13 protein-coding genes are annotated in these 12,881 nt (G+C 64.8%); 10 read left to right on the forward strand and 3 right to left on the reverse strand.

Translation table 11 applies throughout. From position 1 onward, the window contains the following. Positions 1-12 precede the first annotated feature (12 nt). Positions 13-813: a cytochrome C assembly family protein gene (locus HMPREF2716_RS26020; protein WP_003092649.1), complete on the reverse strand. Its 801-nt coding sequence runs from the start codon at positions 811-813 to the stop codon at positions 13-15. Between the two features lie 300 nt (positions 814-1,113). Here HMPREF2716_RS26020 and ffh point away from each other — a divergent pair, with 300 nt between their 5' ends. The 6 genes from ffh to HMPREF2716_RS26050 all read left to right on the forward strand — a co-directional run bounded on the left by ffh (position 1,114) and on the right by HMPREF2716_RS26050 (position 5,225). Next, a complete protein-coding gene (ffh, locus tag HMPREF2716_RS26025; protein WP_019681281.1) occupies positions 1,114-2,487 on the forward strand; it encodes a signal recognition particle protein in 1,374 nt (457 codons plus the stop codon). A 209-nt stretch (positions 2,488-2,696) separates the two neighbouring features. Then, positions 2,697-2,948: a 30S ribosomal protein S16 gene (gene rpsP / locus HMPREF2716_RS26030; protein ID WP_003092643.1), complete on the forward strand. Its 252-nt coding sequence runs from the start codon at positions 2,697-2,699 to the stop codon at positions 2,946-2,948. Between the two features lie 15 nt (positions 2,949-2,963). Beyond that, on the forward strand, positions 2,964-3,491 hold the full coding sequence (gene rimM / locus HMPREF2716_RS26035; RefSeq protein WP_003092640.1) for a ribosome maturation factor RimM: 528 nt from the start codon (positions 2,964-2,966) through the stop codon (positions 3,489-3,491). Between the two features lie 6 nt (positions 3,492-3,497). Next, entirely contained in the window at positions 3,498-4,256 is a 759-nt protein-coding gene (gene trmD, locus HMPREF2716_RS26040; protein ID WP_003119312.1) for a tRNA (guanosine(37)-N1)-methyltransferase TrmD, read from the forward strand. Between the two features lie 41 nt (positions 4,257-4,297). Beyond that, the gene (gene rplS / locus HMPREF2716_RS26045; RefSeq protein ID WP_003092637.1) at positions 4,298-4,648 is read left to right on the forward strand and encodes a 50S ribosomal protein L19; all 351 of its coding nucleotides are present in this window, start codon (positions 4,298-4,300) and stop codon (positions 4,646-4,648) included. Positions 4,649-4,799: 151 nt separating this feature from the next. After that, the gene (locus HMPREF2716_RS26050) at positions 4,800-5,225 is read left to right on the forward strand and encodes an acyl-CoA thioesterase (protein ID WP_003092635.1); all 426 of its coding nucleotides are present in this window, start codon (positions 4,800-4,802) and stop codon (positions 5,223-5,225) included. A gap of 69 nt (positions 5,226-5,294) precedes the next feature. Here the strand turns inward: HMPREF2716_RS26050 and HMPREF2716_RS26055 are convergent, their stop codons facing one another. Then, positions 5,295-5,981, reverse strand: a complete 687-nt coding sequence (locus tag HMPREF2716_RS26055) for a cyclic di-GMP-binding domain-containing protein, MshE-related (protein ID WP_003119314.1) — start codon at positions 5,979-5,981, stop codon at positions 5,295-5,297. 112 nt (positions 5,982-6,093) lie between these two features. Next, the gene (locus HMPREF2716_RS26060) at positions 6,094-7,929 is read right to left on the reverse strand and encodes a cation:proton antiporter (protein ID WP_003100653.1); all 1,836 of its coding nucleotides are present in this window, start codon (positions 7,927-7,929) and stop codon (positions 6,094-6,096) included. 214 nt (positions 7,930-8,143) lie between these two features. Here HMPREF2716_RS26060 and xerD point away from each other — a divergent pair, with 214 nt between their 5' ends. The 4 genes from xerD to thrC all read left to right on the forward strand — a co-directional run bounded on the left by xerD (position 8,144) and on the right by thrC (position 12,875). Then, a complete protein-coding gene (gene xerD, locus HMPREF2716_RS26065; protein ID WP_003092629.1) occupies positions 8,144-9,040 on the forward strand; it encodes a site-specific tyrosine recombinase XerD in 897 nt (298 codons plus the stop codon). 126 nt (positions 9,041-9,166) lie between these two features. Further along, positions 9,167-9,895 carry a bifunctional protein-disulfide isomerase/oxidoreductase DsbC gene (gene dsbC / locus HMPREF2716_RS26070; RefSeq protein ID WP_003092626.1) on the forward strand — a complete coding sequence of 243 codons (729 nt, stop codon included), beginning with the start codon at positions 9,167-9,169 and terminating at the stop codon, positions 9,893-9,895. Between the two features lie 213 nt (positions 9,896-10,108). Next, entirely contained in the window at positions 10,109-11,413 is a 1,305-nt protein-coding gene (locus HMPREF2716_RS26075) for a homoserine dehydrogenase (protein WP_003100657.1), read from the forward strand. 52 nt (positions 11,414-11,465) lie between these two features. Then, complete coding sequence (gene thrC, locus HMPREF2716_RS26080; protein ID WP_003092622.1) at positions 11,466-12,875, forward strand: threonine synthase; 1,410 nt, start codon at positions 11,466-11,468, stop codon at positions 12,873-12,875. Positions 12,876-12,881 lie beyond the last annotated feature (6 nt).

Genomic DNA, 12,881 nt, shown 5'->3' on the forward strand with positions numbered 1-12,881 from the left:
GAAGGAGGCCCATCAGATGTGCAGGATGAATTCCCGCACCAGCTTGCTGCCGAAGTACGCCAACATCAACAGGCAGAAACCGGCCAGGGTCCAGCGGATCGCCTTGTGGCCCCGCCAGCCGAGCTGGTGGCGACCCCAGAGGAGCACGGCGAAGACCACCCAGGCGAAGCAGGACAGGATGGTCTTGTGCGCCAGGTGCTGGGCGAACAGGTTGTCGACGAACAGCCATCCGGACAGCAGCGACAGCGAAAGCAGCGACCAGCCGCCCCAGAGGAAGCCGAACAGCAGGCTTTCCATGGTTTGCAGGGGCGGGAAGTTGCGGATCAGCCCGGACGGATGCTTGTGCTTGAGGCGGTAGTCCTGGAGCAGCAGCAAGAGCGCCTGGAACACCGCGATGGTGAGCAGGCCGTAGGCCAGGATCGAGAGCAGGATGTGGGCCAGGATGCCCGGCTGTTCGTTGATCGGCTCGACGGTGCCGTGGGGGATGAGTACCGCCAGCAGGGTGGTGAGGGCGCCCAGCGGGAATAGAAGGAGGAGCAGGTTCTCCACCGGTATCCGCAAGGTCGCCAGCAGGGTCAGGAGAATTACCGCGGCGGCGATCAGGCTGGCGGCGTTGAAGAAGTCCAGCACCAGGCCGGCCGGGGTCAGCAATTGCTGGTAGAGGCTGAAGGCGTGGGCGACCAGTGCCAGGAGTCCGAACAGGAGCAGCAGGGGTTTGCCCGGCGCGGTGCGCTTGGACACACAGGCACCCTGGTAGGCGGCGGTGCCGAGATAGAGAACAGCAGCGATGAGGCTGGGCAGCAGGGGATGCATAAGTCCTTGTAATCGCGGGCCCGAAAGGAAGGGAGTTTGGCATAGATCGAGCGTCGCGAGAAAGCCGTTGCGAACAGTTCTCTCGTACCTGTGGCCGGGTTGGCGGGCCGCCTGCCGCGGGCGCCGCGACCTCCTGGCCCGGCAGTCGCTTCGGCAAAGACGGAACGCATCGGCAAATCAAGGACTTGAGGCTGGCCTCCGGTCGTCGCCGGACACACACTCCGTCTTTCATCGCGTGTCCCGCGACGCGCTCTTGGTTATAATCCGCCGCTTGCCGCAACCCCCGTGGAAGGATCGCGCATGTTCGAAAACCTTACAGACCGCCTCTCGCAGACGCTTCGCCATGTCACCGGCAAGGCCAAGCTGACCGAGGACAACATCAAGGACACTCTGCGCGAAGTGCGCATGGCCCTGCTCGAGGCCGACGTGGCCCTGCCGGTGGTCAAGGACTTCGTCAACAAGGTCAAGGAGCGCGCCGTCGGTACCGAGGTCTCGAAGAGCCTGACCCCGGGACAGGCGTTCGTGAAGGTCGTCCGCGCCGAGCTCGAGGAGCTGATGGGGGCGGCCAACGAGGACCTGGCGCTGAGCGTCGCACCGCCGGCGGTGATCCTGATGGCCGGCCTGCAGGGCGCGGGCAAGACCACCACCGCGGGCAAGCTGGCGCGCTTCCTTAAGGAACGCAAGAAGAAGTCGGTGATGGTGGTTTCCGCCGACGTCTACCGACCCGCCGCGATCAAGCAGCTGGAAACCCTGGCGGGCGAGGTCGGCGTAACCTTCTTCCCTTCCGACGTCAGCCAGAAGCCGGTGGCCATCGCCGAGGCGGCGATCCGCGAGGCGAGGCTGAAGTTCATCGACGTGGTGATCGTCGATACCGCAGGCCGCCTGCACATCGATGCCGACATGATGGACGAGATCAAGCAGGTGCACGCGGCGATCAAGCCGGCGGAAACCCTGTTCGTGGTCGATGCCATGACCGGCCAGGACGCCGCCAACACCGCCAAGGCCTTCAATGACGCCTTGCCGCTGACCGGCGTGGTCCTGACCAAGGTCGACGGCGACGCGCGTGGTGGTGCCGCGCTCTCGGTGCGGGCGATCACCGGCAAGCCGATCAAGTTCCTCGGCATGGGCGAGAAGAGCGAAGCGCTCGATCCGTTCCATCCCGACCGCGTGGCCTCGCGCATCCTCGGCATGGGCGACGTGCTCAGCCTGATCGAACAGGCTGAGCAGAACCTCGACCGCGACAAGGCCGAGAAGCTGGCGAAGAAGATCAAGAAGGGCAAGGGCTTCGACCTGGAAGACTTCCGCGACCAGTTGCAACAGATGAAGAACATGGGCGGCCTCGGCGGGCTCATGGACAAGCTGCCGATGCTCGGCGGGGTCAACCTGGCGCAGATGGGCAATGCCCAGGGTGCTGCGGAGAAACAGTTCAAGCAGATGGAGGCGATCATCAACTCGATGACGCCCGGCGAACGGCGCGATCCGGAAATGATCAGCGGCTCGCGCAAGCGCCGCATCGCCCTTGGCTCCGGTACCCAGGTGCAGGACGTCGGCCGGCTGATCAAGCAGCACAAGCAGATGCAGAAGATGATGAAGAAGGTCACCGCCAAGGGCGGCATGGCCAAGATGATGCGAGGCATGGGCAGCATGTTCCCGGGGGGCATGCCCAAGCTTTGATCGGACGCGCGGCCGCTGGCCACGCCGACGGTTTCGCGCCGTCGGCCGGCGGGCGGACCGTGTGCTTCCCGCGCTCTCCGCGCCGGCCGATGGGTGGCCGAAAAAGAGATTTGCAAATTCCCCGATAATCCTTAGAATATGCGGCCTTTCGGGCCGTGGGCCCAGCGTGCATTCATTTTGCAAGCACCGACTACAGGAACGAAGTTCACATGGTAACCATCCGTCTTGCTCGTGGCGGCTCCAAAAAGCGCCCCTTCTACCACCTGACCGTGACCAACAGCCGCAATGCGCGCGATGGTCGCTTCGTCGAGCGCATCGGTTTCTTCAACCCGGTTGCGACTGGTGGCGAAGTGCGTCTGTCCGTCGACCAGGAGCGTGCTACCTACTGGCTCGGCCAGGGTGCACAGCCGTCTGAGCGCGTTGCTCAGCTGCTCAAGGACGCTGCCAAGGCAAACGCCTAAGCCGTCATGAGTGAAATGCCGACACCCGCCGACGACCTGGTCGTGATCGGCAAGATCGTTTCGGTGTACGGCATCCGCGGTGAGGTGAAGGTGTATTCCTTTACCGACCCGTTGGACAACCTGCTGGACTATCGCCGCTGGACGCTCCGGCGCGACGGCGAGATTCGGCAGGCCGAGCTGGTCAGGGGGCGCCTGCATGGCAAGGTCCTGGCCGCCAAGCTCAAGGGGCTCGACGATCGCGAAGAGGCCCGCACCTTCACCGGTTACGAGATCTGCATCCCGCGTAGCGAGTTGCCCTCTCTCGAGGAAGGTGAGTACTACTGGCACCAGCTGGAAGGCCTGAAGGTGATCGACCAGGGCGGGCAGTTGCTCGGCGTGATCGACCATCTGCTGGAAACCGGTGCCAACGATGTCATGGTGGTCAAGCCCTGCGCGGGCAGCCTGGACGACCGCGAGCGCCTGTTGCCCTACACCGGGCAGTGCGTGCTGTCGATCGACCTGGCCGCTGGCGAGATGCGGGTGGACTGGGACGCGGACTTCTGATCATCCATGGACAAGCGTTTGTGGGTGGGCGTCGTCAGCATCTTTCCGGAGATGTTCCGCGCGATCAGTGACTATGGCATCACCAGCCGTGCGGTAAAGCAGGGGTTGCTCACGCTGACCTGCTGGAATCCACGGGACTACACCGAGGACCGCCACCAGACGGTGGACGACCGGCCCTTCGGCGGTGGCCCTGGCATGGTGATGAAGATCAAGCCTCTGGAGGGCGCGCTGGCGGATGCCAGGCAAGCCGCCGGGGGCAGGAAGGCGAAGGTGATCTACCTTTCGCCGCAAGGCCGCCAGCTGACGCAGGCGGGCGTACGCGAACTGGCCGAAGAGGAAGCGTTGATCCTCATCGCCGGGCGCTACGAAGGCATCGACGAGCGCTTCATCGAAGAGCACGTCGATGAAGAATGGTCGATCGGCGATTATGTCCTGTCCGGCGGTGAGTTGCCGGCCATGGTGCTGGTCGATGCAGTGACGCGGTTGCTGCCCGGTGCATTGGGTCATGCAGATTCCGCCGAGGAGGACTCCTTCACGGATGGCCTGCTCGACTGCCCGCACTACACCCGACCCGAGGTGTATGCGGACAAACGTGTTCCTGAAGTGTTGCTCAGTGGCAACCATGAACACATCCGGCGTTGGCGTTTGCAGCAGGCCCTTGGGCGGACCTGGGAACGACGCGCCGATCTTCTGGATAGCCGCTCGCTTTCTGGAGAAGAGCAGAAGCTGCTGGCGGAATACATCCGTCAGCGGGACGATAGTTAACGTATCGATGGCTGGCCGATTGCCGGTCTTAGGAGCACAGCATGACCAACAAGATCATTCAGCAGATCGAAGCTGAACAGATGAACAAAGAGATCCCGGCGTTCGCCCCCGGCGACACCGTGATCGTCCAGGTCAAGGTGAAGGAAGGCGACCGTCAGCGTCTGCAGGCCTTCGAAGGCGTCGTCATCGCCAAGCGCAACCGTGGCCTGAACAGCGCCTTCACCGTGCGCAAGATCTCCAACGGCGTGGGCGTGGAACGTACCTTCCAGACCTACAGCCCGATCGTCGACAGCCTGAGCGTCAAGCGTCGCGGCGACGTGCGCAAGGCCAAGCTGTACTACCTCCGCGCCCTGTCCGGCAAGGCCGCGCGCATCAAGGAAAAACTGGTCTAATCCGGTTCTTCTCCGAGAAAAGCAGCCCGAGGGCTGCTTTTTTCATGTCTGGCGTTCGTCTTTCCGGCGGCGCTTCCTACTGCCCACGGCAGCGCATAACCAGTACAACATCCGCGGCACCCAGGCAGCCACTCCATCCGGTATTCGTGGCATGACCCCCAGAGAGCAAGAAATCCTGCGTCGCACCGAGCTTTCCGAAACCCGTGTGACCAAGGCGGTATTCCCGCCCACCACCAATCACCACAACACCCTGTTCGGCGGGACTGCGCTGGCCTGGATGGACGAGGTCTCGTTCATCACCGCGACCCGTTTCTGCCGCCTGCCGCTGGTGACCGTTTCCACCGATCGCATCGACTTCAACCACCCGATCCCGGCGGGCTCGATCGTCGAACTGGTCGGACGGGTGGTCAAGGTCGGCAACACCAGCCTCAAGGTGGAGGTCGAGGTGTACCTGGAAAGCATGTACGCCGACGGTCGCGAGAAGGCCATACACGGCCTGTTCAGCTTCGTTGCCATCGACGACGAAAAGCGGCCGGTTCCGGTCCTGCCGGGGTTCCCGGCCAGCCAGGCGGCTTGAGACAGGCGGAAAGAAGGCACCCACGGGTGCCTTTTCCATATCCCCGGACGATCCGGCCCTGGGTTGGGATCAGGGCCGCAGGCTGATCTTCAGGGAGGCCTGGGACAGGTCGATCTGTTGCAGGCTGACGCTGCCGAACGTCTGCTCGCGCGGCGCGCCGGCAATGCGGATATTGTCGAAGCGCACCTCGCCGATACTGCTCGGCAGGCGCAGGTTGACCGAGCCGTCGGGGTTGAGCGTGCTTTGCGTCTTGCCGGTTTCGTAGCGAACGTCGCTCATCGAGGTTTCCGCCTCCAGGCTGTCGAGCATCGGCATCACCAGCTTCGCCAGTTGCTTCACCGCGGCCAGTCCGTCGCCGCCCTCGGCCTTCAGGAACAGGCCCTCGAGGCTTTCGTTGAGGCCCTGGGCGTTGACGTTGCTCATCTCGACGTCGGTCAGCGGACGCAGGTTCTTCGGCAATTCCTGGCGGCTCATGGCCGCTGGCGGCTGCATACGCTGGATGTCGGCGCTGGCCATCTGGAACGGACTGAGCAGGGCGGCGACCAGGGTCGCGGCCAGGCGCAGGTTGGTCTGCTTCTTCAGCGCCTTCTTCAGTTGCCGTTCGCTCAGCAGGCCCTGCTCGATCAGGGTTTCGCCCAGGCGCTTGTGGTTGCTCAACTGCGCCTGGATCGCGGCGTCCAGTTGGGCGGCGCTAATCAGCCCCTTGTTGATCAGGATCTGGCCCAGGCGGGAATGTTGTTGATTGGACATGGTCATGGCCTGATGAAAAAAGAGGATGATGGCTAGATGCAATCATCCTCTTCGTGGGCTTCGTTTGTCACCCAACCTTGGATAGGGTGACGACGGTCTTTCGTCGGTTCGTTGAAGTCTAGTCGGCGATTTCCGTAGCCTGCGACTTGCTGACTGACGGTTCCGCGTCGATCAGCGACAGCAGCGTCCAGCCGGTGCCCGGCGCCAGCGTGGACTGTGGCGTGGCGACGTGCATCCTGCCGTTCGGATCGCGGGCGAACAGCAGGATCGCGGACTCGCCGTGCAGCGCCTGGTAGTCGTTCCAGCCGAAGGTGTCGGTGAGCAGGGTGGTGCGGATTTCGGCGCCGCGCGACAGCAGGCTGGCGAACTGCGCGTAGGTCAGCGGTCGCTGGCCAAGTGGGCGGCCACGGTGTTCGTCGCTGGAGCGGTGCTTGTCGGTACGCTTGGCTTCCTGGCTGGTCGGCAGGCCGAACAGCTGGCGATGGCCGAACTCGTGGCGGAAGCGCATGGCCGCCAGGGTATTCAGCTCGCCGGCTGGAGAAACCCCCAGCAAATGCCCGATGCCGACCAGGTCGAGGTGGGCTTCGGCGTGCTGCGAGGTGGGATTGCCGAAATAGGTGGGCAGGTTGTCCATGCGGGCGGCGCGGATGTTTTCCCAGCTCGAATCAGTCAGCAGCACGCGGCTGCCGAGGCTCTTCAGGGCCTTGCCGATGGCGCGCCCGACCGGATTGGCGCCGACGATCAGGTAGCCGCTGGGCGAGGGCTCGGCGACCTTCAGCAGGCGCGCCAGGGGGCGGGCGGTGGCGCTTTGCAGGACCACCGTGCCGATGATCACCAGAAAGGTCAGCGGCACCAGCAGCGCCGCCTGGGCATGGCCTTCGGCGCTCAGGCGGATGGCGAAGATCGCCGAGACCGCCGCGGCGACGATCCCGCGCGGGGCGATCCAGCTGAGCAGGGCGCGCTCGCGCCAGCTCAGCGGCGAACCCCAGGTCGACAGCGCCACGTTCAGCGGCCGGGCGACGAACTGGATCAGCAGCAGTACCAGCAGCGCCGCCGGGCCCAGGCCGAGCAGGGCATTGATGTCCAGGCGCGCGGCCAGGAGGATGAACAGGCCGGAAATCAGCAGGACGCTGAGGTTTTCCTTGAAGTGCAGGATCTGCCGTACGTCGACGCCCTTCATGTTGGCCAGGCCCATTCCCATCAGGGTGACGGCGAGCAGTCCGGATTCGTGCATCACCCGGTTCGAGGCGATGAATACGCCCAGCACCGCGGCCAGCGTCGCCAGGTTGTGCAGGTAGTCCGGCAGCCAGTGGCGGCGCAGGACGATGCCCAGCGCCCAGCCGCCGAGGATGCCGAACAGGCTGCCGCAGAGGATCACTCCACCGAAGGTCTGCAGGCTGTGTAGCCAGCCATCGCCTTCGCCGCTGGAGATGATGAAGCTGTACACCACTACCGCCAGCAGGGCGCCGATGGGATCGATGACGATGCCTTCCCAGCGCAGGATGTTCGCCACCGCGGCCTTGGGCCGGACCACCCGCAGCATCGGAACGATCACCGTGGGCCCGGTGACCAGGGTCAGGGTGCCGAACAGCAGGGCCATTTCCCAGCTGAAGTCGAGCAGGTAGTGGGCGGCCAGGGCGATCACGCCCCAGGTCGAGAGCGCGCCGATGGTCACCATTCGGTGCACCACGGTGCCGATTTCCTTCCATTCGCTGAAATGCAGGGTCAGGCTGCCCTCGAAGAGGATCAGCGCCACTGCCAGGGATACCAGTGGGAACAGCAGGGGGCCGAACATCTCGTCCGGATCGAGCCAGCCGAGTAGCGGGCCGGCGACGATCCCGGACAGCAGCAGGAAAAGAATGGCTGGCAGGCGCAGGCGCCAGGCCAGCCATTGACTGAGCAGGGCGGCGGCACCGATGCCGCCGAGGGCGAGCAGGATAGCGTTCTGGTCCATCGAGGATTCCTTGTCAGCGTCGCTCCGCTCGTCCTGAGCCGGGGCGAACCATCGAGCCACATGGCTCCGCTTTTTCCCGCGGGCACGGGAAGCCGGCCGACCTCCTGTCGACCGGCCTGACTAACCATTACGTGGCGATGACGGCCAACGCTCGCGATAGCGCCCAGGCTATGAAAGACTAGCCGCGCTTTCATTTGGTTCGCAGCCTTCATCCATGAGTACCCTCGAACATCCCCTGATCGACCGTTTCCTCGATGCCCTGTGGCTGGAAAAAGGCCTTGCCGACAACACCCGCGAGGCTTATCGCAACGACCTCCAGCAGTTCAACGCCTGGCTCGATGGCCGCGGGCTGCGCCTGGAGGGCATCGGCCGCGACGCCATCCTCGATCACCTGGCCTGGCGCCTGGAACAGGGCTACAAGGCCCGCTCGACCGCGCGCTTCCTCTCCGGCCTGCGTGGCTTCTATCGCTATTGCCTGCGCGACGGCCTGATCGCCGAGGATCCCACCTTGCAGGTGGACCTGCCGCAACTGGGCAAGCCGTTGCCGAAATCCCTCTCCGAAGCGGACGTCGAGGCATTGCTGGCGGCGCCGGAAGTCGACGACCCGCTGGGCCTGCGCGATCGCACCATGCTCGAAGTGCTGTATGCCTGCGGCCTGCGGGTCAGCGAACTGGTCGGCCTGACCCTGGAGCAGGTCAACCTGCGCCAGGGCGTGGTCAAGGTGTTCGGCAAGGGCAGCAAGGAGCGCCTGGTGCCGCTCGGCGAGGAAGCCATCGGCTGGCTCGAACGCTACCTGCGCGAGGCCCGCGGCGACCTGCTTGGCGGGCGGCCCAGCGACGTGCTGTTCCCCAGCCTGCGCGGCGAACAGATGACCCGCCAGACCTTCTGGCATCGCATCAAGCATCACGCGCAGGTGGCGGCGATCGGCACGTCGATTTCGCCGCACACCCTGCGCCACGCCTTCGCCACCCACCTGCTCAACCATGGCGCCGACCTGCGGGTGGTGCAGATGCTGCTCGGCCACAGCGACCTGTCGACCACCCAGATCTATACCCATATCGCCCGGGCCCGCCTCCAGGATCTGCACGCACGCCACCACCCGCGAGGCTGACGCTTTGTCCGAAAAATCCGTACCTACCCGAAAAGAGGCGCTTTCGTAGCGTTCTGCGACAAGCGTCGGGCCCGTCGGGATAGCGGTCTATGGTAGGCTTCGCCGATCGCACGACAGGAGTGACACATGCGCGTGACCCGTTTTCTGGCTGCTGCCGCCCTCGGCCTGATGAGTACCCTGGCCCTGGCAGACAATGCCGATCAGAACATCCGCAAGACCCTGCAGGCCCTGCAACCGGACCTGCCCATCGACTCCATCGCCAGCAGCCCGCTGCAGGGGCTCTACCAGGTGCAGCTGAAGGGCGGCCGGGTGCTCTACGCCAGCGCCGACGGCCAGTTCGTCATGCAGGGCTACCTCTACCAGGTGAAGGACGGCAAGCCGGTCAACCTGACCGAGAAGGCCGAGAGCCAGGCGATCGCCAAGGCGATCAACGGCGTGCCCGCCAGCGAGATGGTGGTGTATCCGGCCAAGGGCCAGGCCAAGGCGCACATCACGGTGTTCACCGATACCACCTGCCCGTACTGCCAGAAGCTGCATGCCGAGGTGCCGGACCTGACCGAGCAGGGGATCGAGGTGCGCTACATGGCGTTCCCGCGCCAGGGGCCGCAGTCGGCGGGCGACAAGCAACTGCAGGCGGTCTGGTGTGCGAAGGAGCCGACCAAGGCGATGGACGCCATGATGAACGGCAAGGAGATCAAGTCTTCCGAGTGCAAGAACCCGGTAGACAAGCAGTTCCAGATGGGCCAGATGGTTGGGGTGCAGGGAACGCCGGCGATCGTCCTCGCCAATGGCCAGTTGCTCCCCGGCTACCAGCCGGCCAAGCAGTTGGCCAAGCTGGCGCTGGAGGCCAAATAGCGCCGGGTCTGCCGAACAATTGACTAATAAAGAGCCGCTTCGTAATGTGCGGCTCTTTTGTTTTCATCATTGGCGATTTCCGCCGCCCGCTGGCGGAATCCATCGCCAGGATGTGTCGTGGCCCGTACAGTGGTCGCGTCAACCTCGATTCGCTCGGGGAACCATAGCAGGCCGGCGCGTCCGGCCGTCGTAGGTGAGATGGGGAGTTCCAGCGTGAAACCGGTCAAAGTAGGCATCTGTGGGTTGGGGACCGTCGGTGGCGGTACCTTCAATGTACTCAAACGCAACGCCGAGGAGATTGCCCGCCGTGCCGGGCGCGGTATCGAGGTTGCGCAGATCGCCGCCCGCCGGCCGAACCCGAAGTGCGATACCGGTGCGACCCCCATCACCGCCGATATCTTCGACGTAGCGTGCAATCCCGAGATCGACGTGGTCGTCGAGTTGATCGGCGGCTACACCCTGGCCCACGAGCTGGTGCTCAAGGCCATCGAGAACGGCAAGCACGTGGTCACCGCGAACAAGGCGCTGATCGCCGTGCACGGCAACGAGATCTTCGCCAAGGCCCGCGAGAAGGGCGTGATCGTCGCCTTCGAGGCCGCTGTCGCCGGCGGCATCCCGGTGATCAAGGCGATCCGCGAGGGGCTGTCGGCCAACCGCATCAACTGGCTGGCCGGGATCATCAACGGTACCGGCAACTTCATCCTCAGCGAAATGCGCGAGAAGGGCCGTACCTTCCCCGACGTGCTCGCCGAGGCCCAGGCCCTGGGCTATGCCGAGGCCGACCCGACCTTCGACGTGGAAGGCATCGACGCCGCCCACAAGCTGACCATCCTCGCCTCGATCGCCTTCGGCATTCCGCTGCAGTTCGACAAGGCCTACACCGAAGGCATCTCGAAGCTGACCAGCGCCGACGTCAACTACGCCGACGCCCTCGGCTATCGCATCAAGCACCTGGGCGTGGCGCGTCGCACCGAGAGCGGCTTCGAGCTGCGCGTGCACCCGACCCTGATTCCCTCGGATCGCCTGATCGCCAACGTCAACGGCGTGATGAACGCGGTGATGGTCAACGGCGACGCCGTCGGCTCGACCCTCTACTACGGCGCCGGTGCCGGCATGGAGCCGACCGCTTCCTCGGTGGTGGCCGACCTCGTCGACGTGGTCCGCGCCATGACCTCCGATCCGGAGAACCGCGTACCGCACCTGGCATTCCAGCCGGACGCGCTGTCCGACCACCCGATCCTGCCGATCGAAGCCTGCGAAAGCGCCTACTACCTGCGCATCCAGGCCAAGGACCACCCGGGCGTACTGGCCCAGGTGGCCACCATCCTGTCCGAGCGCGGCATCAACATCGAATCGATCATGCAGAAGGAGGCCGAGGAACAGGACGGCCTGGTGCCGATGATCCTGGTTACCCACCGGGTCATCGAACAACGCATCAACGATGCCATCGCCGCCCTGGAAGCGCTGGAAGGCGTGTCCGGGCCGGTGGTCCGTATCCGTGTCGAACAACTGAATTGATCGAACGCCGGGCGCCGTTCGCGGGCCCGCGTCAACAGCGAAGGTTTTGAACATGCGTTACATCAGCACCCGCGGCCAAGCGCCCGCCCTGAACTTCGAAGATGTCCTCCTCGCCGGCCTGGCCAGCGACGGTGGCCTCTACGTCCCGGAAAACCTGCCACGCTTCACCCTCGAGGAGATCGCCTCCTGGGTCGGCCTGCCCTACCACGAGCTGGCCTTCCGGGTGATGCGCCCGTTCGTCGCCGGCAGCATCGCCGATGCCGACTTCAAGAAGATCCTCGAGGAAACCTATGGCGTCTTCGCCCATGACGCAGTGGCGCCGCTGCGCCAGTTGAACGGCAACGAATGGGTGCTGGAGCTGTTCCACGGCCCGACCCTGGCCTTCAAGGACTTCGCCCTGCAACTGCTCGGCCGGCTGCTCGACCATGTGCTGGCCAAGCGCGGCGAGCGCGTGGTGATCATGGGGGCCACCTCCGGCGATACCGGCTCCGCGGCCATCGAAGGCTGCCGCCGTTGCGACAACGTCGACATCTTCATCATGCACCCGCACAACCGCGTGTCCGAGGTGCAGCGCCGGCAGATGACCACCATCCTCGGCGACAACATCCACAACATCGCCATCGAAGGCAACTTCGACGACTGCCAGGAGATGGTCAAGGCCAGCTTCGCCGACCAGGGCTTCCTCAAGGGTACCCGCCTGGTAGCGGTGAACTCGATCAACTGGGCGCGGATCATGGCCCAGATCGTCTACTACTTCCATGCCGCGCTGCAGCTCGGCGCGCCGCATCGCTCGGTGGCGTTCTCGGTGCCGACCGGCAACTTCGGCGACATCTTTGCCGGCTACCTGGCGCGCAACATGGGCCTGCCGGTCAGCCAACTGATCGTCGCGACCAACCGCAACGACATCCTGCACCGCTTCATGAGCGGCAACCGCTACGACAAGGACACCCTGCATCCCTCGCTGTCGCCGTCGATGGATATCATGGTCTCGTCCAACTTCGAACGCCTGCTGTTCGACCTGCACGGCCGCAACGGCAAGGCCGTCGCCGAACTGCTGGATGCCTTCAAGGCCAGCGGCAAGCTGTCGGTGGAAGACCAGCGCTGGACCGAGGCGCGCAAGCTGTTCGACTCCCTGGCGGTCAGCGACGAGCAGACCTGCGAGACCATCGCCGAGGTATACCGCTCCTGTGGCGAGTTGCTCGACCCGCACACCGCCATTGGCGTGCGTGCCGCCCGCGAATGCCGGCGCAGCCTGAGCGTGCCGATGGTGACCCTGGGCACTGCGCACCCGGTCAAGTTCCCCGAAGCGGTGGAGAAGGCCGGCATCGGCCAGGCGCCGGCGCTGCCTGCGCACCTCGCCGACCTGTTCGAGCGCGAGGAGCGCTGCACCGTATTGCCGAACGAGCTGGCCAAGGTGCAGGCCTTCGTCAGCCAGCACGGCAATCGCGGCAAGCCGCTCTGAGCCTGT

Origin of the sequence: Pseudomonas sp. HMSC076A11, assembly GCF_001810205.1 — a bacterium.
In the GTDB taxonomy this organism is placed as follows: Bacteria; Pseudomonadota; Gammaproteobacteria; order Pseudomonadales; family Pseudomonadaceae; genus Pseudomonas; species Pseudomonas aeruginosa.

Bases quoted from the DNA above. Each gene is read 5' to 3' on its own strand.
- HMPREF2716_RS26020 (WP_003092649.1), bottom strand. From the start codon at position 813: ATGCATCCCCTGCTGCCCAGCCTCATCGCTGCTGTTCTCTATCTCGGC.
- ffh (WP_019681281.1), top strand. From the start codon at position 1,114: ATGTTCGAAAACCTTACAGACCGCCTCTCGCAGACGCTTCGCCATGTC.
- rpsP (WP_003092643.1), top strand. From the start codon at position 2,697: ATGGTAACCATCCGTCTTGCTCGTGGCGGCTCCAAAAAGCGCCCCTTC.
- rimM (WP_003092640.1), top strand. From the start codon at position 2,964: ATGCCGACACCCGCCGACGACCTGGTCGTGATCGGCAAGATCGTTTCG.
- trmD (WP_003119312.1), top strand. From the start codon at position 3,498: ATGGACAAGCGTTTGTGGGTGGGCGTCGTCAGCATCTTTCCGGAGATG.
- rplS (WP_003092637.1), top strand. From the start codon at position 4,298: ATGACCAACAAGATCATTCAGCAGATCGAAGCTGAACAGATGAACAAA.
- HMPREF2716_RS26050 (WP_003092635.1), top strand. From the start codon at position 4,800: ATGACCCCCAGAGAGCAAGAAATCCTGCGTCGCACCGAGCTTTCCGAA.
- HMPREF2716_RS26055 (WP_003119314.1), bottom strand. From the start codon at position 5,981: ATGACCATGTCCAATCAACAACATTCCCGCCTGGGCCAGATCCTGATC.
- HMPREF2716_RS26060 (WP_003100653.1), bottom strand. From the start codon at position 7,929: ATGGACCAGAACGCTATCCTGCTCGCCCTCGGCGGCATCGGTGCCGCC.
- xerD (WP_003092629.1), top strand. From the start codon at position 8,144: ATGAGTACCCTCGAACATCCCCTGATCGACCGTTTCCTCGATGCCCTG.
- dsbC (WP_003092626.1), top strand. From the start codon at position 9,167: ATGCGCGTGACCCGTTTTCTGGCTGCTGCCGCCCTCGGCCTGATGAGT.
- thrC (WP_003092622.1), top strand. From the start codon at position 11,466: ATGCGTTACATCAGCACCCGCGGCCAAGCGCCCGCCCTGAACTTCGAA.